Source organism: Brevibacillus reuszeri (assembly GCF_001187725.1).
Lineage (GTDB): Bacteria > Bacillota > Bacilli > Brevibacillales > Brevibacillaceae > Brevibacillus > Brevibacillus reuszeri.
In genome coordinates, this window is sequence record NZ_LGIQ01000002.1 from 246,746 (window position 1) to 271,893 (window position 25,148).

Annotated in this window: 18 protein-coding genes; 15 read left to right on the top strand and 3 right to left on the bottom strand. The window is 44.5% G+C overall.

The window, feature by feature from the left end; genetic code table 11:
- The first annotated feature begins 107 nt into the window (after window positions 1-107).
- From ADS79_RS01670 to ADS79_RS01715, 10 genes are all read left to right on the top strand, one after another.
- Window positions 108-1,430: a DUF2399 domain-containing protein gene (locus ADS79_RS01670; protein ID WP_049736672.1), complete on the top strand. Its 1,323-nt coding sequence runs from the start codon at window positions 108-110 to the stop codon at window positions 1,428-1,430.
- The gene (locus ADS79_RS01675; RefSeq protein WP_049736673.1) at window positions 1,406-2,806 is read left to right on the top strand and encodes a hypothetical protein; all 1,401 of its coding nucleotides are present in this window, start codon (window positions 1,406-1,408) and stop codon (window positions 2,804-2,806) included. The genes ADS79_RS01670 and ADS79_RS01675 overlap by 25 nt, the downstream gene beginning before the upstream one ends.
- Before the next feature lie 28 nt (window positions 2,807-2,834).
- The gene (locus ADS79_RS01680) at window positions 2,835-3,464 is read left to right on the top strand and encodes a hypothetical protein (RefSeq protein WP_049736979.1); all 630 of its coding nucleotides are present in this window, start codon (window positions 2,835-2,837) and stop codon (window positions 3,462-3,464) included.
- On the top strand, window positions 3,461-6,664 hold the full coding sequence (locus ADS79_RS01685) for an AAA family ATPase (RefSeq protein WP_049736674.1): 3,204 nt from the start codon (window positions 3,461-3,463) through the stop codon (window positions 6,662-6,664). The genes ADS79_RS01680 and ADS79_RS01685 overlap by 4 nt, the downstream gene beginning before the upstream one ends.
- A 180-nt stretch (window positions 6,665-6,844) precedes the next feature.
- Window positions 6,845-9,997, top strand: a complete 3,153-nt coding sequence (locus tag ADS79_RS01690; RefSeq protein ID WP_049736980.1) for a hybrid sensor histidine kinase/response regulator — start codon at window positions 6,845-6,847, stop codon at window positions 9,995-9,997.
- 434 nt (window positions 9,998-10,431) lie between these two features.
- Complete coding sequence (locus tag ADS79_RS01695) at window positions 10,432-11,820, top strand: amino acid permease (protein WP_049736675.1); 1,389 nt, start codon at window positions 10,432-10,434, stop codon at window positions 11,818-11,820.
- A gap of 121 nt (window positions 11,821-11,941) precedes the next feature.
- Complete coding sequence (locus ADS79_RS01700) at window positions 11,942-12,466, top strand: DUF420 domain-containing protein (protein WP_049736676.1); 525 nt, start codon at window positions 11,942-11,944, stop codon at window positions 12,464-12,466.
- A gap of 182 nt (window positions 12,467-12,648) precedes the next feature.
- Window positions 12,649-13,413 (top strand): exodeoxyribonuclease III, encoded by a 765-nt coding sequence (locus ADS79_RS01705; protein WP_049736677.1) that lies wholly within the window; start codon window positions 12,649-12,651, stop codon window positions 13,411-13,413.
- 129 nt (window positions 13,414-13,542) lie between these two features.
- Complete coding sequence (locus tag ADS79_RS01710; RefSeq protein ID WP_049736678.1) at window positions 13,543-14,166, top strand: TetR/AcrR family transcriptional regulator; 624 nt, start codon at window positions 13,543-13,545, stop codon at window positions 14,164-14,166.
- Between the two features lie 27 nt (window positions 14,167-14,193).
- On the top strand, window positions 14,194-14,748 hold the full coding sequence (locus ADS79_RS01715) for a GNAT family N-acetyltransferase (RefSeq protein WP_049736679.1): 555 nt from the start codon (window positions 14,194-14,196) through the stop codon (window positions 14,746-14,748).
- Window positions 14,749-14,900: 152 nt separating this feature from the next.
- Here the strand turns inward: ADS79_RS01715 and ADS79_RS01720 are convergent, their stop codons facing one another.
- The 3 genes from ADS79_RS01720 to ADS79_RS01730 form a co-directional block, all read right to left on the bottom strand.
- On the bottom strand, window positions 14,901-16,379 hold the full coding sequence (locus ADS79_RS01720) for a DUF4179 domain-containing protein (protein ID WP_236699850.1): 1,479 nt from the start codon (window positions 16,377-16,379) through the stop codon (window positions 14,901-14,903).
- Between the two features lie 287 nt (window positions 16,380-16,666).
- Window positions 16,667-17,224, bottom strand: coding sequence for an RNA polymerase sigma factor (locus ADS79_RS01725; RefSeq protein WP_049736681.1), 558 nt, complete (start codon window positions 17,222-17,224; stop codon window positions 16,667-16,669).
- Window positions 17,225-17,424: 200 nt separating this feature from the next.
- Complete coding sequence (locus tag ADS79_RS01730) at window positions 17,425-18,546, bottom strand: SMI1/KNR4 family protein (RefSeq protein WP_236699851.1); 1,122 nt, start codon at window positions 18,544-18,546, stop codon at window positions 17,425-17,427.
- 41 nt (window positions 18,547-18,587) lie between these two features.
- Between ADS79_RS01730 and ADS79_RS01735 the strand changes: the two genes are divergently transcribed.
- The 5 genes from ADS79_RS01735 (at window position 18,588) to ADS79_RS01750 (ending at window position 25,115) form a co-directional block, all read left to right on the top strand.
- A complete protein-coding gene (locus tag ADS79_RS01735) occupies window positions 18,588-19,340 on the top strand; it encodes a metallophosphoesterase family protein (RefSeq protein WP_049736682.1) in 753 nt (250 codons plus the stop codon).
- A gap of 89 nt (window positions 19,341-19,429) precedes the next feature.
- Window positions 19,430-22,540 (top strand): hybrid sensor histidine kinase/response regulator, encoded by a 3,111-nt coding sequence (locus tag ADS79_RS01740; RefSeq protein WP_236699852.1) that lies wholly within the window; start codon window positions 19,430-19,432, stop codon window positions 22,538-22,540.
- Between the two features lie 42 nt (window positions 22,541-22,582).
- Window positions 22,583-23,050, top strand: a complete 468-nt coding sequence (locus tag ADS79_RS01745) for a GNAT family N-acetyltransferase (RefSeq protein WP_049736684.1) — start codon at window positions 22,583-22,585, stop codon at window positions 23,048-23,050.
- A gap of 72 nt (window positions 23,051-23,122) precedes the next feature.
- The gene (locus ADS79_RS35505) at window positions 23,123-23,269 is read left to right on the top strand and encodes a hypothetical protein (RefSeq protein WP_162839498.1); all 147 of its coding nucleotides are present in this window, start codon (window positions 23,123-23,125) and stop codon (window positions 23,267-23,269) included.
- Between the two features lie 202 nt (window positions 23,270-23,471).
- Window positions 23,472-25,115: an ABC-F family ATP-binding cassette domain-containing protein gene (locus tag ADS79_RS01750; RefSeq protein ID WP_049736685.1), complete on the top strand. Its 1,644-nt coding sequence runs from the start codon at window positions 23,472-23,474 to the stop codon at window positions 25,113-25,115.
- The last annotated feature ends 33 nt before the right edge of the window (window positions 25,116-25,148 follow it).

Genomic DNA, 25,148 nt, shown 5'->3' on the forward strand with positions numbered 1-25,148 from the left:
ATTTGTGTTATTTGAGTTTAGAGTTTCTAATAATTACTTACAATGACGGGTTTATCTTTCTGCTAGTATAATAAATAGAAAAGATGAAAAAGAGGAAGATATTGGATATGACTGATTCCTTACTTATAACCTATATTAATAAAAATATACTAAAGAAATTAGAGTATCTTGATCTAAAGTTTACTCCAGCTCTCGATTCTCCATTTATTGATGTAAATATTATGAAGAAAACAGAAAGAACGTATCGGATTGTAGGGATGCTCACATTAGCAATGTATGATCCTGACAGTGAAGAAGAAAGCCCTGATAATGAGTTGAAAAAAATAAATTTTACGACTAAAAAGAAAGTGCAACTAGATGACCACGATCCAATTACGTTGGGGTGGTTGGAAAAAGGCTGGATCATTAAAGAATTACGATTTAAAAAAGACGAAAAGACGGTAGACTCCATGCATTATCGCCAAGGATACCGATTGTACAAATATGAGGAAGAACAGATTCAGAAAAAGAAGCACGCCATTGATCAGCAGATTCAAAATTGGAATGAGAGTGCAGCTTCGTTTGAGTATAAACTCGATCAGCACCTTTTAGCCAATAGTAAAAAAGGTGTGTTAACTTTAATAAACATGATAAATGAGGGAGATATCCAGGGGTATGAGGAGCTAGTTAACTCACCCCTTTTTCCATTCAATTGGTCTATAGAAAAACGACTGAAATTTCTCCATTTTGTTATGGCTTTTGTGCAATTAGCTGGTAATAAAACGAATTTTGACTGGAAAGAAATTGGAGCAAATTATTATCAAGCCATTGGAGGATCCAAGGAATTCGATTTGTACAAAGAGGAATTCATTGCACAGTTGGAAGACTGGGCACAATGCCCAGCGGACACGCTTGGCCTCACTAGTTTAGGAAAAATTACACCGCTCTATTTTTCAGGGCACATCGCTGGGCGGTTTTCAACCTATCAATTTGGACCTGTTCACGCTTTGACAGATTTAGCGATTGTTGAAGACGAGTACTGCACAAATACATCCATACTGTGGCTGGTTGAAAATCGATCAATACTTACAAGAATGGCTGCTGAAAAGAATTTTTTGAAGGAGGCAAATTCTCTTATATTATGTGCAGATGGACATTTAAGAACATCACATCGAAAGTGCATTCAGCAATTAGTAAAAAATAGTTCTTTGAGTCAAGTTATCATTTGGAGTGATTATGACCCTGATGGGCTAATAATTGCGAGGGAATTGTACGAAGCTGTGACACAAGTTAGGAGTCCACATATTAAATGGATTACTCCTCAACTCGATGTCATCACAAACTGGCAACAATACGAGGAGCACATGGTAGCATTTTTAAAGCAGCAAATGGTGGAACAGGAACAAGTCTTAGGGGGTGTGAGCGAGTGGAAAAAGTGGATCGCCCACTAATATCCATTTTTCAATTTGATGATTCTGCTCCCGAGGTCATACAGTCGATGAAGGATATCGCATCTTTATCGGGTGTATTGAGTGATTTAGGGTCACAATATTCTTTTGAAGCGCCTACTCAAATCCTGCGCTTTTTACGTTTGATCCAACTGTTTAATGAAGAAGCACTTGGTCTTGATGAGCCGATTGAAAACGCCGAGACTGTTTACTATCGTTATCAAAATCGATACAAAGATCCAGAACCGCCTTCGAAAAAGAGTGTTGAACAAACTGTTAATGTTCTTGTCAAATATAACTGGCTTTCAAAGCAGTCACGTCAGTTAAAGCTACGAGATGTTGGAAAGCGAATGATGGATGCTATTATACGGCTTGCGAACGATTCTTTAGCCTACTATATGGAAGATGATATAGGTCGCTCGCTTTTCCAAGCTAGACGTGATGCTGAATTAAGTGAAGCATACGACGACCATGGGATATCTGGAGGTAATAAGATTGCCAGTATGATTCGTAATGTTGAAAATGCGATTCAGTTAATGCAAGAACGCGAATTGGAAATGCTGGCAGATCGCAACGCACTGCCGCAACTAGAGCTTATTCATCAGTTAATGGGAGAACTTGAAGTGAAATTGCAAGAACGGCTTCGTCAATTCCAGACATTGGAGGACAGCTTAATTCTTGCTAATTTAATGCAAAAAGGAACCGCAGTTCTAGCAGAGGGAACCAATTTAAGTCTAGGAATGATTAATAAGTATTTGAAGTTTACCCATATGCAAAAAACTCCCTTAACCTCGTCTATTCAGCCGGAAAAGGTACGAGAGTTCATCAGTCAGATGTTTGATCCACCGCTTGATTCAGATATTCCTAACGTGTATCAGTTGTTAAGTTTTATGGAACAGGACCAATATGAGGGTGAGGCAGTGGACGGGCTGTGGATCCCGTTTAAATTTGCTTCCCCGCTTTCCGCTGTAGCTATAGAAGAGGCTGTACACTATTTGGAAACTTACGAACCATTAGTTGAATCGGACGAAATGGTCGAAGAGCTTGTTTTTGTTTCAGAAGAGATTTCAATGGATCAAATGGAAGAATTAATGGGGCAATCAAACTGGCTATTGACGAAATCGATGATAGAAACGCAAGATATTGAATTATTTTTAGACAAACACGAAGAAGCATCTATTGAACAAGTCGTCATTGAAGCCACCACTGATCAATGGAGTGACGCAGTTAATGCACTTACAGCCATTTCCGCGTTGGTTGGGAATAAAAAAATTACGATACACAAAACGGGACAAACAAATTTGCCGGAATATGAACGAAAATGGGAGTGGATGAATCGTGAAGATCGAGCTAATATCATCCGAAAACGAAATAAGTGAAGAGACGAATGCCAATCCATTAAATGTGATGCAATCATTGAAGGGAATTTTGACGGAGAATGAAGAGATCGCATTTATGAACATTCTTTTTTCGTCCTCTGCTTCCATACGATCAGGGAACTTTGGTCTTTCAAGAAAAGAAGTGGAGAAGCAGCTTCAGATTCAGGGGGATGACGAAGGGCTAACATCGTTTATTAAACGCGTCAATCAAGCTGTAAGTCGCTATTTCCGAGTAATTTATGATGAACGGCGTGATCAAGTAGTTGCACTAATGAGGGTGCCCGCTCGAGCAGCCCGTAACACTTTGACAAAGGAAAGCTTGGCGATTCTCTTATATATGTTTTATCAGCAGGAAGTACTACAGCATGAGTTTACTCTTTTTGATCAACTGCTTAACGCATTTGGACACGAAACAACAAAGGCAAACCAGCGCATTCTATTGAATATTGATCCGTTAAAAAAGATCGGTGCAATTGAGGAATACGAGACAAACTCACATGAAAAAGCTTATCAACTTACGGCTATCGGTATTCACATGTTCTCTGATTCTTTTTTACGCCGAACAGTTGAATTTAGTCAATCTCATCAACTAAACAAAGAAGAGGTTTTGAAATTTTTCAGACGGTATAACCTTTACCAGAAAGGAGAAAATGAATGATTCCGTGGAGACTTACTTTTTCAGGAATTCGCGACTATTCTCCAACTTTAGTTGATTTATCTGATGCTGATCAACATGTGCTGATTACTGGGCCAAATGGAGCGGGAAAATCGACCATTACGTTTTGTATGGGGGCGGTATTGTATTCCTCGAAGGTAGATATTGAGGGACTCAAATCTCGTAACTTACTGGCTGATCAAACATGGAGAGCAAAAATCTCTTTTTTATTTAAGAATGATGGATTCATGAAAATTGATGCGCCTTCGTTCATTGAATTTACGCTAAGTATGTCTCAAGACCCCGGACAGCCTCTGAAAAAAGTGTTTTCGATTTCAAAGGGGGAACAAATTGATTCATGGGAAGAGACAATTACGTACACATCAGGTGATCGTTATTACAATTTTTCTGCTTACAAGAAAGATCTACAGTATAAATACAAAATCGATCCTGATCTTTTCTATCTAATTTGGTACCAGCAAGAAGTTAATCAATTTGCGATTATGCACCCAGAGGAGCGTTTCCGCATTTTTAGTGAGATACATGGGATAGACAAAGTCCAGCGAGATTGGGAAGAAAGCATTGAAAAAATGAAGGAGACCGAGGAAACACTCCGGTCTTCGGAATTGAACGTAAAATTAATGAAAGCAGACTTAGCGATGAAAAAGTCGGCACTCGACCGTTTTCTGGATAATCAAAAAAGACTTCGAGAAGGGGCGGAGATGTATATTGAATCTTTGCTCGGGTTAGAGAAGCATTTACACAGGGAGAAAGAGAGCATCCAGGCTATTATTCAGCAGTTGGAAGAGGAACTTTATGAAGTGCAAGACGCGATAGCATTAAAAAAGGAGGAAAAGGAAAAAGCAACGGAAGGCCTGGAAACAGAAAAAGGTGAATTTGAAATACTGAATGCACGGATTGAGACCGTGGGGAACAAAATGGATGAAGCGGCTGTGCAACTTCAGGAAATCAACACAAAGATCGAACAACTTGAGAAAGAATTAGAATCGATTACATCACGGAAAGGTCAAATTACTCGAACCGAAGACGAGGTTAAAGGTAGGCTGCATACGTTGTCAGAAGAACAACGGCAAACAGACGAGCAGCACCATTACACGGAGTCATTACTGGCTGAGCAAAATACAGCTTGGCAAAAAAAAGTGGGGAAAATAGCTGGAATCAAAGAGAAAATAGCGCGTGATGACGAGTTGGAAACTGTTCATCGTGAAAGACTTCGACAATATAAGAGCAGTTACGCTGTACAAGAAAAGATTGTGGCTTTGGAAGCTGGAATTGAAGAATATAAAGACAGAAAAAGAAACGATATAAGGGATTTGCAAGGGTTAAGAGAAGAACTTGTTTTACTGGAAGAGGAACGTGACTTATCAGCTCGTCAAATCGAGTCAATGAAATGGTTTCGTTCTAAGCAAATAAAAGCGTATCCTTTACGTGAACTCATTGAAATGGATGAGACTGCCCGGCTTAAAGATGAGCTGTTGTTTCAAACAATCAAATACACGATGTTTTTTAACGGTACGCATACGAATCCGCCAAACGATTTGTATCACGTCCCCCTGATGAAAATCGTTCCTGATCGGTCTATTACTCATTTAACCAACCTTCATATTAAGGTAAAGGAAGGGCTCAGTGAAGACGAAATTCCCCATGCGATCAAAGCACTTTGGTGGGTGGAGCAATTTTTCCGGGAAAACATATTCTCCATCCAAAATGGTGTGTTAATCGATCCGATCGGGATTAGAGGTCCGCAAGAAAAGGACAAGTATATATTGAGTGTGAAGGCGCTGCGAGCTCGTAAGCATGAAGTGCAGGTGCAGATAGATGAGCTCTACCAGAGGATTTCCCTATATGATAAGAAAATACAGGAAGACACCAAGACAGTTCAGGAGTTAAATAGCATTATTCATCAGGTTCGGGAAGCGGAAGCATTTATGACGCATGAACATGAGCGAGTCATACTGAAAAATAAATTGAATGAAGAACTCGAAACCGAAGAAAGAATTAAGCAGGACAGGGTACGGCTCGAATCAGACAGGACTCGTTTCGTTCGTCTACAGCTGGAGCAAGCTGCATTGGAAAAGGTATTGCGTGATGAGGAAGCTTTTTACGAAGAACTCGGCAAGATGAAAGACAAATATGAGGAATTAAATGTGCTACAAAAGCAAGGGTTGATACAGAAAGACTTGGTAAGAGAACAGAAGAAGACATTTTCTCGGTTGGAGAACGAACGAGATCAGCTCGATCGAAAGATCAACCAGACACAGCGAGAGATAAGAAGGTTGTCCGATGAGCTGGATCATGTGGAGGACGATCTTCGCATGAGAAGGAACCAAAAGGAAAGTAACTTGAATCAAATCGAGATTACAAAAGAAGAGCTGGTTAAGACCATACAAGAATTGAATGAGCTGCAGCATCTGATCCCTGGGATTTATTCTGAAGTCATTGCCAATGCCGCGCTGGAAAAACCGACTTCTATTCCACAATTGAAAATAGATCGTGAAAGCGGACAGGTAAAGTTTAATCAGGCCCGGACCGAAGACGGAATAGATCCGACTGCACCGGAAAATTATGAGACTGCGAAATATGAATATGAGCGATTAGACGATGAATTCAAAAGGACAAATATTTTGCTTGAACAAGATAAGGAACGTGCCGAGCAATTAAGAGACAAAATGGAAACGACGATTAACATGCGGGTCCTCGAACTGCAGCAGCGGTTTAAGATTTATATGAGTCACTTTCAATTTGAAGGGGATATTGGTTGGGAATCATATGAAGGTCAGCGTAAGCGAATCCATTTCAAGTTGTATATTAAAGCGCGAAAAGAAGGTCATCGTGGATCATTGGAAGATGTAAGCATAAAGGCACGTGGCGGAAAAGTGGGGAAAGGTGTATCAGGTGGCGAAGAATCGCTGAGCTCTCTCCTCTTTGCCTTGGCACTTCTGCAAAATTTACAAACGACTCCGGGATTTATCGTTCTTGACGAATTCGATAGTGCTCTTGACGAAAATCGAAAATCGAAAGTGTTTGATTTATATGTTCAGGAATTAAAAAGGAAATTGATTATATTAACGCCCAAATCGCACGAAGAAACGTATTTGAATCGTTTTTCGAAAGCATTTATCGTTCAACATGATCCGACTGTACCGAAAAGCAAAGTAATCGGGATAGTAAAAGTAGGATAATAAGAAAACAATCTAGTCGAGTAGTTTATCTGGATTTTAATTAAAGACGTGGACGAAGCCAAATTTCCAGTTTGGGCTTTTCGTGCATGTCTTTTTTACTTCAAACAAATTTAATAATCGCTTGTGAGCAGATAAACAAGGGATAATCAGAATGGTGTCGAAAAGAGGCTTACTATGAGAATGTTACGAAATCAAATCACGCGACATGTGACTATATCCATAGCTAAGCAAGCGGTCATTATTCTTTTGTTCCTAGCCTTTCTGCTTGGTTTGCGCTGGCTTTGGTATACGGCAAATATGAATCCTGAGCATCAGGGAGTAAGTCAAGGCATTCTCGACCTGCGAGGATGGGACTTTGAAAAATCGCCGGCCATCGCATTGGATGGGAAATGGGAGTTTTTCCCTGAAGAGTTTGTCGCGCATGATGACTTACAGCAGCCATCACGTCCTGAAAGCAGCTTTGTTCAAGTGCCCGGTGACTGGAGAAGTGGTTTTTCGGAAAACGCTACCTCATCATATGGGTACGGTACGTATCGGCTACGAATCTTGTTAGACCATCCGATTAATCAGCCGTACATGTTTTGGATTCCGCAAATACAGGCAGCTTCCTCCATAGAAGTGAACGGAGAGGTAATAGGCGGCTCAGGGGTTCTCGGGGCCACAGCAGAAGAGTATAAACCGGTAGACGAATCTTATACTCCTGGCTACAATGCGGGCGACGCCAACGAAATTGAAGTGCTCATCCGCAGTGCTAACTTTGATAGTCCGCGAAAAGGGGGAATCGTCAGGTCGATATACTTCGGGTCACAGGCAGCCATCGATAATGCCAGGTGGTACTCGATCGGTTTTCAGCTCGCTACATTCCTGATTCTCCTGCTCCATGGCCTGTATGCGACGATCCTGTTTTTATTTAACACCCGACGAAAAGAGTTCTTGGTATTTTTCCTGTTGCTTTCTTGTGTGGGCATAAAGACTGTGTGCAGTTATGATAACCTGCTGCTGCTTTGGCTGCCGATCAATTATTCATGGGCGATCAAGGTAGAGATGCTTGTCTACATATGGCAGCCGCTGCTGTTAATTTTAATGGTAAGAAACCTTTCCGAGCCGGAAGGAAAGCAATCTCAAAGGCTGTTTCGAACATATTTTTTCTTGCTTGGTCTTTATTCGTTCCTTCTTATGCTATCGACAGCCGAGTGGGCGCACTATTTAACGACTCCTCCCTATTTTAATTTGCTCTATTTTGGTCCATTGGTCTGGTTCGTTTTTTTAATTAGCAGAATGGTGATTCAAAACCAGGATGACGCTGTGTTTTTGCTCATTTCGGCGACGAGTATCTTTTCCAATGTAGTCTGGGGCGTCCTTATGGATTATCAGCTTGTGGATACCAAGTACGTCTTTTATCCACTTGATCTTCTCGCAGCTCTTGTCAGCTTTTCTGCATATTGGTTCAAGCGCTATTTCCGCAATTCAGAGGAAAAGGCAAAGCTCACCGAGCAACTGAAAAAGTCCGACAAGCTCAAGGATCAGTTTCTCGCTCACACGTCTCACGAGCTGCGAACTCCTTTGCACGGCATCATGAATATCGCCCAGACGATCGTTACCAATGAAAAGCATGTCATGGCGGGTCGAAGTACAGAAGACATGCAGCTGCTCATCACGATCAGCCGCAGAATGTCGCACTTGCTAGATGATCTGCTAGACGCTGTTCGCTTGCAGGATAAGCATATTGTGCTGCATAAAAAGCCCTTGCACATCCAATCTGTTGTTTCAGGGGTTATCAGCATGCTCACGCATATGGCCACGGGCAAGCCTGTCCAGTTTCAAATGGACATTCCAGAAACGATCCCACCCATTCTGGCAGACGAAAAGCGCTTGGTACAAATTTTGTTCAATCTCATGCACAATGCACTGAAATTCACAGATCAGGGATCAGTAACGATATCAGCTAAGCTTGTGAACGGTCAAGTAACGATCTATGTAGAGGATACCGGGATTGGGATGGACGAGGAAACCAAGGCGCGTATCTTTTTGCCGTATGAGCAGGGAGCACAGGGGATAAGCGATGGTGGAGGAATCGGTCTTGGGCTTGCGATCAGTACGCAGCTGGTTGAGTTGCATGGAAGCAAGCTGCGTGTCCAGTCTGAACCGGGCAAAGGGTCTGTATTTAGCTTCCAGCTTCCTTTAGCGGCAACAGACGCTGTGCCAGAAGAGGAATTCTCTTCTGACCAGCAGAGTGACAAGCGTGAGCAAGAGGTGACAGTAAACCAGCTCACACGAAATGATACAGCAAGCGGATGGTCCGCATTGCAGACAGCAGCCCATTCCTCTTCCGTTGTGGAAAAGAAAGCGAACATACTGGCTATCGATGACGACCCGGTCAATCTGAAGGTACTTGATCGCATGCTCTCGTCAGCTCACTACAACATCAAGACATGCACATCAGCCAAGAAAGCATTGGATTTGCTCTTTACCGAGCAGTGGGATTTGCTCATCGTGGATGTCATGATGCCGCATATGTCCGGTTACGAGCTGACGCGAAAGGTGAGGGAGCATTTCTCCATTTCTGAGCTTCCCATTTTACTTTTGACAGCGCGTAGCCAAGCCGAAGACATTTACACCGGATATTTGTCCGGGGCAAATGATTATGTGTGCAAGCCGGTAGATGGACTGGAGCTGAAATACCGTGTCTGGTCATTGACCACGCTAAAGCAGACAGTAGACGAGCGTTTGCGAATGGAGGCAGCGTATTTGCAGGCGCAGATACACCCTCATTTTCTGTTCAACACCCTCAGCTCCATTATGGCGCTCAGTGAGATTGATACGGAAAAAATGCGCAGGCTCGGAGACGCGTTTACATCCTTCTTGCATATCAGCTTTGACTTTTTGAATACAGGGGAGCAGGTACCACTCTCCCATGAGCTGGAGCTAGTCCAAGCCTATCTTTATATTGAAAAAGAACGATTCGGGGACAGGTTATCCGTCGTATGGGACGTGGACCCGGATATCGAGCTTCTCATTCCTCCACTGACGATACAGCCGCTGGTTGAAAATGCGATCAACCACGGCCTCATGACGAAACAAGAAGGAGGAACCGTCCAAGTCCGTATTGTCCGACAAAAGGACTCCACCCTTTTCGAGGTCAAGGATGACGGGTGTGGAATGGAAGAGACGATTGTGAGACAAAACCTGGATCTGTCCATGAAGGATAAAGGAGGGATCGGGGTGTCCAACACGAATCGCAGGCTGACGCAAATGTACGGGAAAGGCTTGTCGATCGAGAGTAGGCCAGGTGAGGGGACTGCGGTATCATTTGTGATCCCGCATCGAATGTAGAGTTCATAAGGAAGAGAGAAGAGGGCGTTAACGTTAAAGCGTTAACGCTCTTTTTGCATGAGTTCACGAGTAGCAAGCAGCAGAAAATATTTGATCTGCAAGTTATTTTATATAAATAAGATATATGCATTTTTTAACTATTTCTTNGATATATGCATTTTTTAACTATTTCTTTAATTAATATAATTGTTATTATCAGAAAAACGTACTACAATAAACGAGTGCATCAGGCTTGAATCTGATTGCTGGAAGGAAAGAATAGTCTTACGAACGATCAGGAATACTTACTAAGAAGTGCAGAAGATAGGTAGCTGAACGTTTTTTTTGTAAATAAAATTAGGTATTGGCTTTAATGCGTTATTGGGATGAAGCTTACTTTGACAGCTTTCTAAAAAATACCGCCAGTAGCTAGTAGAGAGGAAGAGAAGACAACGGTGGCAAACAAGGAATTGAAGAGAGGCCTGGAAGCGCGTCATATTCAGATGATTGCTTTGGGCGGGACCATTGGTGTTGGGTTATTTATGGGTTCAGCAAGTACGATTAAATGGACAGGTCCTTCCGTCATGCTAGCCTATGCAATTGTAGGAATTTTTATATTTTTTATCATGAGAGCCATGGGAGAAATGCTGTACGTCGAACCGAGCACAGGCTCATTTGCGACCTTTGGTCACAAGTACATTCATCCTTTGGCGGGTTATCTGACTGCTTGGAGCAACTGGTTCCAGTGGGTCATTGTCGGGATGTCTGAAATTATCGCCGTCGGGACGTACATGAAGTATTGGTTTCCTGATTTGCCTGCCTGGATTCCCGGGATCATTGCCATGGTGATTCTCGGAGCGGCGAACCTGTTCTCGGTAAAATCCTTTGGTGAATTTGAGTTTTGGTTTGCCATGATCAAAATCGTGACAATCGTACTGATGATTATTGCGGGCTTGGGCATCATTTTCTTTGGTTTTGGCAATGGAGGAAACGCAATCGGATTGTCTAATCTGTGGGCGCATGGAGGCTTTTTCGCTGGCGGCTGGACGGGCTTTTTCTTTGCTTTATCGTTGGTGATTGGAGCTTATCAAGGCGTTGAGCTGATCGGGATTACAGCCGGTGAGGCAAAGGACCCGAAGAAGACGCTCACGAGTGCGATCCAAAACATTATTTGGCGCATTTTGATCTTTTATATTGGTGCTATTTTCGTCATTGTAACCGTATATCCATGGAATCAATTACAAGCAATCGGTAGTCCCTTCGTTGCCACTTTTGCGAAAATTGGTATTACGGCAGCAGCGGGACTTATTAACTTTGTCATCATTACAGCTGCGATGTCTGGCTGTAATAGCGGAATTTACAGTGCGGGACGTATGTTGTACACATTAGGCGTAAACGGGCAGGCGCCAAAAGTCTTTACGAAGCTGTCCCATAATGGTGTACCGCTGCTGGGGACGATTGGCGTGCTGGTCGGGTTAGGTGTTGGGGTTATTTTAAGCTACATCGCTCCGGAAAATCTGTTTGTGTACGTTTATAGTGCCAGTGTGCTTCCAGGAATGGTTCCGTGGTTTGTCATTTTGATTAGCCAAATCAATTTTAGAAAAGCGAAAGGGGCTGAATTGGACAAGCATCCATTCAAAATGCCTTTTGCACCAGTGACCAACTACGTCACGATTGCCTTTTTACTGATGGTGTTAGTTGGTATGTGGATCAATGATGAGACGCGCATATCGCTAGTGGCAGGGATTGTTTTCCTTGCGATCATAGTGATCAGCTTTTTCGCTTTTGGTGTGAACAAGGCTGTTCCCTTGGACGCAGCTCATCCAGGTGAAGGTAAGAAGTAAGGGAAATACAGTCTGGATCGTGTAAATGTAAGCATTGTGTGACCGATAGGCTAATAGGGTTGCTGGTTTGCTGGAACCACGGGTATACTCATTAAGAGCTGAGAGAAAGGGAGTAGCCCGTATGAAACAACGTAACTATACGCCTGCTATCGTGATTCTGAGTATAGCGATTAACACGATTATCGCGATCATGTACTTTATGCCGAAGAATAACGATTTCGGTCATCTCGATCTAACGTTTCTACCGTTTCTGAACGCTGTGATGAACAGTTTTACATTTGTATTTTTGATTGCTGCGCTGGTCTCGATCATTAAGTACAAAAATATTCAGCTTCATCGCAGATACATTTTTGCCGCCTTTTGCACAACGGCTGTCTTCTTGATTTCCTACCTGGTCTATCATGGGATGGCACCGAGCACATCCTACGGCGGAGAGGGCATATTGCGTCCGATCTATTACTTTATTTTGCTTTCGCATATTTTGTTGTCTGCGGTTATCGTTCCATTTGCCCTGATTACGACCGCACGAGGTTTAAACATGCAAGTGGACAGACACAAAAAAATTGCTCGCTGGACGATGCCGATGTGGCTCTATGTCAGTGCGACTGGTGTAATTGTATATCTCATGATCTCACCGTATTATTGATAGGCTTGTATGAATCAAAAAGGAAACCATCATCTCTAATCACGCAGCAATCGATTGGGGATGGTGGTTTTTTCATGTTCATAAATGCCTCGAGACCTGGCTTACGGGCGAAAGACGTGGTCCATCGCCAAATATGATATGATTTTACATAGGAACGAATGGTGATGAGGAGACTTGCGAAAATGAAGATGATTTCATGGAATGTAAATGGACTCCGCTCTTGCGTGAATAAAGGATTTTACGATTATTTTCGGGAAGAAGACGCAGATATTTTTTGTATGCAGGAAACCAAGCTGCAAGAAGGGCAGATTGAAGTAGAGATCGGTGACGGGTATCACCAATATTGGAATTACGCTGAGAAAAAGGGCTATTCGGGAACCGCGATCTTTACCAAAATGAAACCTCTATCCGTACGCTATGGGCTGGAAGAAGACCATGAGCCAGAGGGACGAGTCATTACACTGGAGTTTGAAGATTTTTATTTCGTAACCGTGTACACCCCAAATGCAAAGCGTGATCTATCGCGCCTTGATTATCGCCTCGAATGGGAAGAGAGGTTTCGCAAGTATTTGGTAGAGCTGGACGCCCAGAAGCCAGTAATTGTTTGCGGGGACATGAATGTCGCGCATCAAGAGATTGATTTGAAAAACGCCAAGTCCAACCGCAACAACTCCGGTTTTACACCCGAAGAGCGTGAAAAGATGACACGACTATTGGCAGCGGGATTTGTGGACACTTATCGGCATTTTTACCCGGATCAGACGGACGCGTATACATGGTGGTCCTTTATGCCAAAAGTCAGAGAGCGAAATATCGGGTGGCGGATTGATTATTTTCTTGCCTCAGCAAGACTTGCTCCATCGCTGGTGAATGCGGGGATTGACGCGCATGTGATGGGGAGTGATCATTGTCCGGTTGTGTTGGAGGTTGGTGAGCTTCGGAAGTAATTCCGGGGCTTTTTTTTATAATGCAATGCTCAACCTGTTTTGAATATAAGTTGAAAAACGACAACGATGTCGTTTATAATATAAAAACGACATTCGTGTCTATTTTGATCGGAAGGAGGTTCTAAACCCGTGTCACCGAAAGTAAGCGACAAATACAAAAACGAAAAGAAGAAAGCGCTTCTGCAAGCGGCAAAGCGTGTCTTTCTAACAAAAGGATATACAAAAGCGACGATGCAGGACGTTATGGATGAGGCGGGCATCTCAAGAGGCGCGTTGTATTCCTACTTTGACAATGTGGAGCACCTGTACAGGGAGCTGCTTCAGTTCGAGGATCAGCAGGATGTGCTGTTTTTCAGCCCAAACGATGATGAAACGAGCTGGCAAAAAATAACGAATTGGGTACACAAGCAGCAAAAAGAAATGGAGCAAATCGAACAGACGCTGACTCAAGCGAACTCCGAGTACTTTTTGTCAATCCGTGATGTGAAAAAGCAAGAGAGCAATTCATACAGTACGACTCGTTATGACCGGATCGTGGATGCTTTGACGGTGCTTTTTCAGAGCGGAACCAAAAAGGGAGAGCTTCAACCGCGACTTCCCGCGGAAATGATTTCCCGTTACCTGGTAACGTTTATTGATGGGCTCATGCTGGATACAGCACATCTGGGCGCAGAAAAAACGAAGGTAGCTGAGCAGGTGGAGGCCCTTGTGTTTTCACTGAGAGAAATGCTTGGTCCCGCATCAGAGAAATGAGTATAGAATGGAGAAGGAGGAGCTAAGATGCTTTTTCAATCGGAGAGAGTCTCTCTTAGAAAAATGACGGTGGAGGATGTAGACATCTATCACGCATGGCGAAATGACGTGGAGGTCATGCAGACGACCAGTCCATTCCTCGATAACCATACACGGGAGAGCACGCAGGAATTTGTCAGTCAGGTGATTTTAGGTTCTAGCACCTCGAAGAGCTACATCATCGTAGACAAACAAACAGAGACACCTATTGGCGTTACCGCACTCATCCAGATCGATCTCAAAAACCGCAATGCCGAGTGCATTATTGATATCGGGTCAAAGGACTACTGGGGCAAGGGATATGGAAGCGAGGCATTAAAGCTTTTGCTCGATTATGCTTTCCTGGAAATGAATTTGCACCGTGTCTCACTTCGTGTATTTTCCTTTAATGAAAAAGCAATAAAGCTGTATGAAAGAATCGGATTCCAGCATGAGGGCATCTCGCGGCAGTTTATGTTTCGGGCGGGGAAATGGCATGATCTCGTGCATATGGGTATTCTTCAGGAGGAGTATGTATCCGGTTTGAGCAAAGTGCACAGTTAACTTGTAGCAAAATTGCGCTTATGATTACGCAGGGAACAGGTTGGCGGAGCGAGGGCTTGTTTCCCGATAGGAACAAGCCCCAACATGTTGCATGAGGGCACCGCCAACCGCCAACTACCTGCACATCGTGACACAAATCAATCTATCTCTTCTTATTTTTCCGGGAGAATCGGAATCTCCCAGTCTACATGGCGATGCTCAACCATTCTTTTCGAAGCGGTGATGATCAATTGCTTTGGAAGCGGTTCGATATTTTGTACGAATAACGATCCTTCGAATGTGGCCCGACCATTTTGATAATCGGTCCGATCAATATAGTATTGAATATCGTCGTATTTCTTGCCATTTTCGTCGGTGACCGACCAGTAGTAGGAAACCATGGACATAGGAGCCGTGTTTTCACCAAGCTCTCCTTTAAAGGCAAGATGATATCCTTTCAGCTTAATCGGAGTTCCATCGGGTTTGAAGCTGTAGACACCGTCCTCAAAGCCTGGGACGTCGACTACTCTGTTAGGGTCCTTTACGAACTTTTTGAAGGTAAACAGGTCCCCCTGGTCCTCTTCTATAATTGTGTCTTTCTCTAATCGGGCAAGGTCTAGCACTGCGCGAAAAGCAGCAGCTTCTTCAGTGTAAACAGAACCGAGCTTAAAAGTAATCGGGTTACTCTGGTCGATAGGCTGGAAGTAATGATAATCTCTGTCCCCGTTCGACATCTGCAATGTATTGCGCCACTTCAAGCGATTGATCACATTGTTTTGTTTGCTGGCTCTTCCTAGCATATTTTTGGAATCCCATGCCCCAAGAATCGCACCTTTATCGTCTATAAGCTCGTAGCTGTAGTCCTTTTTCGCGTTGCCTTCCGTGTTGCTTCGATCAATGATCACCTCCACTGCGCTAGGTGCAAACGTTACTTGCTTGACATCCAGCTTAAGCCCTTGCGGAGTGGTAAAGGATTTGTTGATGTCATAAGTTTTCGTCGCGTTCTTTGCCTTTCTCATATCGACAGGTACGGACAGCTTCCAGCTTCCTTTTTTCTCCCCCATTTTTTTGACATCGAATTCTACAACCAGCTCGTCTGGAATCTTGGTTAGATCATCAAAATAGCTGCGGAGCTCGCGATTCAAGAACAGGAAGCCGTCTGCGTTTCTTATACTGTCCCAGTCTTCATTAGGATTATGTGCCGTTTCTTCCTTTCCAGAGTCAATAGGACGAGCAGGCTGGAGAATGTTGCCTTGTTTGTCCTTGATCGTAAAAATCGGGTCCTGATCTGTGCTGTCAAACATGTTCTGCCAAAAGATATCGAGAGGTTTTCCGTTTTGATCGGTCAGGGAAGCAACCATGCTGATCCGCAGAGGGTCAGCCATTACTTCTTCGATTGTGAAAGTGATTCCTTGATCGGTTGCGCTTGCTTGAACGTTTTTGGCAAATCCATTCTGGGCAGCTTGCTGAATACCGGGGTCTATATGCTTTTTCAGAATAGGATGGTTTACAGATGCTGCGGGATCAGCTTTCTTATCGATTGGTTCGCTTGTGAAAGCGGCATTTACATAGCTGGCAAAGGTCGGAGAAATGAGCATTCCCGACGAAACTACGACTGTTAAGGCGGCGGCTGCAAATGTCATTCTTTTCATGAAAGTGATACTCCTTTTCTTCCATATGGATGTGTTTGGTATAGTCGTGACACGATTCAAAACTCTCACAGGATGTAGGGAGAGTGCGCCAATAATTTTTCGGTCCAGATCCTCTGAGAGGTAATTTTCCCAAGAGGCATCAGCTGTTTCTTCCATAAAATCAACCCATTGCTCAAGCTGCTTTTGGCAAAAGGTACAGTGGTCGAGGTGACTTTCTAGCTTCTGTGTATTCACTGCTGATAAACGATCTTCCGTGTAAGCGATCAGTTGATCTTGCGTAAGGCACTTCAAAGCGGATGCCCTCCTTTTTTCTCCGTTTTGACAAGCTGCTCTCGTAGCTTTTTTCTGGCGTGAGATAGACGCATTCGCACAGTATCTACAGACAAAGACAGCTTGTTGCTGATCTCTCTGTAGCTCAACTGCTGAAGATAATGAAGCGCCAGAATTGTTCGATGCTCCTTATCGAGGACCATCATCTGCCGCTTGAGACCATTACGCTGTTCCTTCACCAGATAGGCATCCTCTGGGGCAGGTCCATCGTCTTTTAGCTCTATATCCATCTCTGTCACAAAAGGAGCACGTTTTCGCTTGCGCCACTCATCAATCCCGCGATTAATAGCAATTCGATACAGCCAGGCAGGAAAGGAGTGGTTTGGATTATAGTCTGGCAGGCTGTAGTATGCTTTAATAAACACTTCCTGCACGATGTCCTCCACGTCATGAGAATGCTGTAAGCTTTTTTGAAGAATTGAAGTGATTTTGCCTTTGTATTTGTTGACGATCAGAGCATAAGCCTCTTTATTTCCTTGAAGGACCTTCGCAATGATCTCCCGATCGTCTTGCATGCTGTTACCTCCTTGCAAAAAGGTTGCTGCGCAGCCGTTCCTTTTTGTTCGTTCACTACTATAGACGATGGGGGAAAGCTACCCCTCTCAAACTTTTTACAAAAATGATAAAAAAAGATGCTCTTCTATTTGTAAGAGAAGAGCATACTCTGTCAGCTGAGATATTCGAAGTAAGCATTTAGTAAGACTCTACCAGAGAATTACCGCATAATCCTGTAAACCTCACCATTCAATTGCCCCTTCACCTTGTACACATCCCCGACAGAAACCGTGAGCTCGCTTGGCGCTTTGATCAAGATTTCCTGCGCCAGCCCCTCCACATACAGCGGGAAGCAATTCTCGCCTGTCGAATGCTCGAACAAACGATTCACACGTCCGATAACCGTATGAACAGAGCGATCTCCAATAATCGCAAGGGACTGCGCTCCATCCAGCTCAAAGCTTCCGTCCAGCTTTTCCAGCACCAATGGACTGTACGATTTATGCTCCATGGATAGGGAAACGACGAGTTCATCATCCACTTTTGTATATTCCGTATGACCACCCTCCCGCACGAAATCACCTGGACAAAAGAATTCAAATTGAAAGGAAAAATCGTTTTGCATGTTGCGGACATGCAAGTCCCTGACATTCCCCCCGAGCTTTACACGGGTAATAACGCATTCAAATTTGTCATGCTGTTCTAAAGAAGCCTGACGTTCTTTGATTTTTCGATTTAACCATTTGAGATAATACTCGCTAAAGGAATTGCTGACCAGATGAGCTCCCTGCCCATGGCATGTATCGATGTAATAAAGCTTTCCTTTCAACTCGCCTGCGACAACGAGAACGATATAGTAGCCGCAGCCATCATTATGGACGGTCAGGATGCCTTGCGATGCCTCGATCCGGATCTCGTCCAGCTCTTCGTCGGATATGTCGTCATCAATCTCGTCAAACTCTTCCCCGTAATAACGATTGCAGCTCTCTACAGAAAAAGGAAGGCTCATATATCCAAAGCCTCCAGAATTCCGTATACTAGTTTCCAAGCAATCTCTGGCATGCGAGAGGGAGAGAGGGAATTGCCTGTCACGTACAACGCCGTCACCTATGTGCAGCAGGAAGTCTTTATAGTCGGCAGGCAGTGAGATGTTTGCCATCGCTTCAAATTCCTCGACCTGTGCCTGGGTCAGTCTGTTATGTAAAACGTACGGGGAGCCATCCTCAAACAAACGCTCGTACTGATCCAGCATTTGTTCTACCTGCACAATAAACGCGCTTTTGGGAGCAGCTGCCGTTTCTTGTTTGAATAATCCTTCAATTGCTTTCACCATTTTTTTCATAACATACACCTCTACCAAATTCGTTAGGAGTGAACGAACTCATGAAAATGAAAGGACAGCAGCCATTTGCCGTCATCTCAGACATACACAGCAATATTTATGCGTTGGAAGCAGTACTGCGGGATATTGATTCGCGCGGAATTCAAACGATCGTGAATTTAGGAGATACACTGTTCGGTCCAATTGATCCGATTGCAACAGCAGAAAAACTGATGAAACGATCTGAAATGATTCATATAATGGGCAATTGTGACAGATATTTACTGCAAGAGCAAATGGATTCCATCACCTTTCAGCATGTGAAGCCATTGCTCACGCAAGAGATGCTGGACTGGATTCTATCTTTTCACAAACAGTGGGCACAGGATGATTTCCTGTTTTGCCACGGAACGCCTTTTGCCGATGATGTATACATGCTTGAGGAAGTGTCTCCGTTTGGCAGTGCAGACAAAAGTGTGGGAACATTGACGGTCGAGCTGTCCTCGCTTGAGCAAAATATCATCTTCTGTGGGCATACCCATGTTCCAAAATCTGTTTCGTTGCCGGATGGCAAGCTGATCGTGAATCCAGGGAGTGTCGGTCTTCCTGCTTATTTTGAGGAAACACCCCACCCTCATACGATGGAATCAAAGAGCCCTCATGCCAAATACGTAATTGTTGCTCCGTTCGATAATAGCTGGAGAGTGGAGCATGTGAACCTTCCCTATGATTTTGAGCTGGCAGCCAAAAGAGCAGAGGAAAACAATAGAAGTGACTATGCTTATGCCATTCGTTATGGAAGGGCAGAGCTGTGAAGGGAATCGACGGGCACTCTTGAAAAAGGATTCATGAGTACAATGTCGAAACCTTCCTTATTATGACATCGACATGGAATAAATCGGTTATGAGATCTATTTTGAAGCACATAGGAATGGTTATCCTGTTTCTCGCGTTTCTCCTGGCGATTAGATGGCTGTGGTATTCGGTTCATGCGACACCAGAGCATCCATTTGTATCACAAGGGGTTATTGACTTGCGAGGATGGGATTTTGAGCATTCACGCACGATTCCGCTGGATGGAGAGTGGGAGTTTTATCCAGATGAGCTCATAACGCATGATGATATAACCAAGAAATCGAAGCACACCGCGAAATATGTAAAGGTGCCAGGCAATTGGAAAAGTGCCTTTTCAGAAGAAAATGGCGCCTCATACGGGTACGGAACATACCGGCTGCGCATTTTGGTCGATCAGCCACTAAAACAGCCATACACGCTTTGGATTCAGCAGATTGAGGCATCCTCGCTTATTGAAATTAATGAGCAAAGAGAAGCGGAATTCGGGGTTGTAGCGGCGGACGCGTCAGAGTACAAGCCAAGGGTCCTCTCTTATACAGCCTCCTACAAGTCAAAAGGGGAAACCGAACTGGACGTGCTTATTCAGGTAGCGAATTTTCATCATCCGACGAAAGGTGGAATCATGAAATCGATCCGCTTTGGATCACAGGCTGCCATAGACAATGAACGCATGTACTCCATCGGCTTTCAACTCACAACATTCCTGATTTTGCTGCTACATGGCTTGTATGCAGGAATATTGTACTCGTTTAATCCGAAAAATAAGGGCTTTTTGGTATTTTTCCTGCTGCTTTTGTCGGTCAGTATTTCGATCGTAGCGGATCATGACAGTATTTTGTTGCTTTGGCTACCGCTGGATTACTCGTGGGCGCTCAAGGTCAAGCTGCTTTCTTATTTATGGCTGTCCTTTTTGATTTTGTGGATGGCTAGATATTTATCTGAAAAACCACCAGGCAGGAAGCAGTTTCGGATATTTTATTTTTTGCTGTGTCTGTATACGTTGTTCGTGCTAGTAGCGCCAGTGCAGCTTGTCTATTGGGTAAGCGCTGCCAAAGTATTTCTCATTTTCTATCTGCTCCCGGTGTTTTGGTTTATGTATCTGGTTGGCAGAATGGTGGTCAAAAATCAGCATGATGCTGTCTTTTTGCTGTTTGTAGCCACAAGCATTTTATCCAGTGTTCTCTGGGGAGTGTTTACGACTTCACTGGAAAAAGAGGGCGTCTATTACCCGATTGACGTCATCGCCGCGATCGTCGGGTTTTCAGCCTATTGGTTTAAACGCTATTTCAGAAATACAGAGGAAAATGCAAAGCTCAACGAGCATCTGAAAAAGTCCGACAAGCTGAAGGATCAATTTTTGGCTCATACCTCTCATGAATTAAGAACGCCGCTGCATGGCATTATGAACATTGCGCAAAGCGTTGTGACGAGTGAAGGCCATGTTATGAACAAGCGAAGTACAGAGGACATGGAGCTTTTGATCACAATCAGCCGCCGCATGTCGCATTTACTGGACGATCTGCTTGATGTGGTTCGGCTTCAGGACAAGCATATTAAATTGAAGAAAGAACCACTCAGCCTGCAAACCGTTGCGTCCGGCGTCATCAGCATGCTCAAGTATATCGTGGATGGAAAGGCGATTGAAGTGAAGATGGACATCCCAGATTCACTACCTCCCGTGCTCGCTGACGAAAAACGACTCATCCAAATCTTATTTAACTTATTGCATAATGCGCTGAAATACACGGAGGAAGGAACTGTCGTGATTTCAGCCAAAGCGAAGAAGGGCTATGCGGTTATTCAGGTATCCGATACAGGGATAGGAATGGATGTGGAAACGCAGAAGCGTATTTTTTTGCCATACGAGCAAGGCTCTCATGGGATGAGCGAGGGGGGAGGCATCGGGCTTGGGCTGAGCATTTGCAAACAATTGGTGGAGCTGCACAACGGGGAACTGACTGTTCAATCTGAGCGTGGAAAAGGCTCTATTTTCAGCTTCCAGCTTGCATTTGCCGCTTTAGAGAGCATCGGAGCCGTACAGAGTCCCGTTTACGAGCAGCAGGTCGGTGCAGAGCAAATTTCGCCAGACAATCTGCTGCGTATGGATGGCGCGGGCAGTATGTGGTCCGCGTTGCACGAAGCGGCACCAGCTATTGCAGATGGGAAAGGGAAGTCGAACATCCTTGCCATCGACGATGACCCAGTGAATTTAAAGGTGATCGAAAGTGTTCTTTCGTCATCTGCCTACAATATTTGCACGTCTACATCTGCCAAGGAAGCTTTGGAGCTTTTGGGCAAACAGCAATGGGACCTGCTTATCATTGATGTCATGATGCCGCATATGTCCGGCTACGAGCTGACACAAAAAGTGCGAGAGCATTTCAACATTTCGGAGCTGCCGATTTTACTCTTAACCGCTCGTAGCCAACCCGAGGATGTGTACACCGGATTTTTATCGGGTGCAAACGATTATGTCACCAAGCCCGTTGATGCGATGGAGTTGAAATACCGTGTCTGGTCGTTGACCACATTGAAGCAAACGATCAATGATCGTCTGCGAATGGAAGCCGCTTATTTACAGGCACAAATCCACCCGCACTTCCTGTTCAACACACTTAGCTCGATTATGGCTCTCAGTGATCTTGATACGGAAAAAATGAGAAGGCTCGGGGATGCTTTTACATCGTATTTGCACATCAGCTTTGACTTCCTCAACTCAGGGGAGCATGTGTCGCTCGCGCATGAGCTTGAGCTTGTCCAAGCGTACCTGTATATCGAAACAGAACGTTTCCCAGATCGGCTAGCCGTCGAGTGGGATGTCGATCCCGAAATCAATTTGCGCATTCCACCGCTAACGATTCAGCCGCTCGTCGAAAATGCGGTCAAGCACGGTCTGCTCAGCCAGGCACAGGGTGGCACCATTTTGATTCGCATCGCACGTCAGGAAAGTACGACGCTTTTTGAAGTAAAGGATAACGGCAAAGGAATGTCGGCGGATACCGTGCAGCTTCTTCTAGGACATGAGATGAGGGCCAAGGGCGGGATTGGCGTGTCCAATACGAACCGACGCTTAATCCAGATGTACGGGAAAGGATTGTCGATCCAAAGCAAGCTGGGGGAAGGAACGACCGTATCGTTCGTGATTCCGGATCGGGAATAGTCCCTCGGTTAAAATCACTTGAGAAAAGGGGAACCCACACGAATGACGATCTCATTATCGCCTGTCACACGAGACAACTGGCTAGAGGTGCTTGAGCTAAAAGTAAAGCCGGAGCAAGCTGGATTTGTACCATCCGTGGCCATTTCGCTGGCAAAGGTGCACATCAAGCCCGATGGCGACAGCGTAGAATACTTGCCCTTTGCTATCTACCATGAAGAGACCATGGTTGGCTTCATGATGCATGCGTTTGTGGAAGAAACGACCGATATGTACTGGATCAACGGATTTTTAATCGATGCCAACTACCAGGGAAAAGGCTACGGGAAGGCAGCATTGCAACAGATGATCGCCTACATTACCAATCGTTTTTCTGGGTGCCAGGAAATACGTCTTACTGTCTATCCAGACAACCATTCCGCTTACAAGCTGTACCAAAATCTCGGCTTTGAAGAGATAGGCGAGTGGCACGGAGAGGAAGTAGTACTCCGGCTTCCATGCAAAACAGCTTGATTTTTGCTGGACGATCTACTATTGTTAAGGCTATTAAGTATTACTCTCATTTTGGGAAAGGAGGCTAAAGTGATGTTCATTGTTTTCGAGAACGTACCAAAATTGGTAAAAGCACCTATTTTGCGCGGAGATTTGCTTGCAACGGGACCAGTCTGCCCATTTTTAGGCAAGCAAACTTCATATCGAAAACAGGTGCCGGTACTTTTAGCCTACTTTTAGTAAAGCTGCAACCATGACCCTACCATGATTGCCATGTAGTGAAAACTAATGAAATGCAACAGACGCCGGTATTATTAGGCGTCTTTTTTGTGTTCTCAAAAAAGGAGGAAAACGGGATGAATAAGACGTTTTTATGGATTCCAGGCTGGCAAAAGGGTGATGAAAGGACGGGCTTTTACTTTATCAGAAATGAGTGAGGAAGATGTTACTGCAACTAAATGGGATTAGCAAGAGCTATGGCGGCACACCTATACTCTCTGGCGTGTCCATGAAAATAGAGCGCGGGGAGCGCATAGGTCTAATTGGAGTAAATGGGGCAGGTAAATCTACGCTACTGCAGATAATTGCAGGCGATCTGTCCTATGACCAGGGAGATATCTATCTGGCAAAAGGCGCAAAGATGGGCTACTTACGCCAAAATAGTGGGCTTTGCCTGGAGAAGTCGATGAAAGATGAACTGCTGAGCGTGTTCAAGGATATGCTCCAGACAGAAAAAGAGCTGAGAGAGCTGGAAGAACAAATGGGCGACCCTGCGCTGATGGAAGACAAACGCATCTATGAAGCGTTGCTGAGCCGTTACGCGACGAAAGCGGATTGGTTTTTGGAGCATGGGGGTTATGAGATAGAGTCCAAAATCCGGGGTGTTCTCCATGGCATGGGGCTTGGAAATATCTCGCAGGATACTCGGATCGATAGGCTAAGCGGAGGCCAAAAAACGCGATTGGCACTTGCGAAGCTGCTTCTTGCTGAATCGGATTTACTCGTTCTGGATGAGCCGACCAATCATTTGGATTTTACCGCCCTAGCTTGGCTGGAAGAGTATTTGCGTGCGTACGCGGGAGCGATTCTGGTCGTATCGCACGATCGGTACTTCCTGGATGGACTCGTGACTTCTCTTTACGAGGTAGAGAGAGCCCAAGTCCAACGTTACAAGGGGAATTACTCCAGCTATTTGCGCGAGAAGGAGCGGAATCGCGAGCTTCATGTCAAAAAGTATGCAATGCAACAAGAACAGATCGCCAAAATGGAGGAGTATGTTGAACGCCATATTGTACGCGCCACTTCTGCGAAAAGCGCGAAAAACAAGCGCAAGCAGCTGGAGAGATTGGAGCGATTCGACAAGCCGCTTGGTGACTTGCAACGAACCAAGCTATCGCTTGGTGTCGGAAAAGCCTCTCACAAGGATGTGCTGCAGGTTCGCAATGCTGCGATAGGCTACGAAAATGGTTCCGAGTATAAATCGCTGCTGGAGAACATCAGCTTTCAATTGAGCCGCGGGGAAAAGGTTGCGCTGATCGGTCCAAATGGAATCGGAAAATCAACTTTGCTAAAGTCGATTATTGGTGAAGTGATACCGGGCAGTGGAGAGATCATCTGGGGAAAGGAGGTGAAGATCGGGTATTACGACCAAGAGCAGGCTTCTCTCCAGCCACACACAACGATTCTGAACGAAGTGTGGAGTCAATTCCCTCTGTTAGAAGAGTCAAAAATTCGGAGAGTGCTTGGAAATTTTCTGTTTTCCGGAGAAGACGTATTCAAAAAGATAGCTTCGCTCAGTGGAGGCGAAAAAGCACGTGTAGCCTTGGCCAAGCTGGTGCTGGCAGAAGCGAATGTCATGGTGCTGGATGAGCCGACGAACCATTTGGATTTGTCTAGCAAGGAAGGATTGGAGTCAGCACTGAGCCATTACGAAGGCACTCTGTTGTTTATTTCCCATGACAGGTACTTCCTTAACAAGCTGGCAGACAAGATCGTGGAGCTTCATGCGAACTGTGCCAAGGTCTATGAGGGCAATTACGAAGACTACATGGAGGCTAAAAAACAGGAGCAGCTTTTCCGACAGTAAACAAAAATAAGGATGAATAAGGAGAGAAATGAT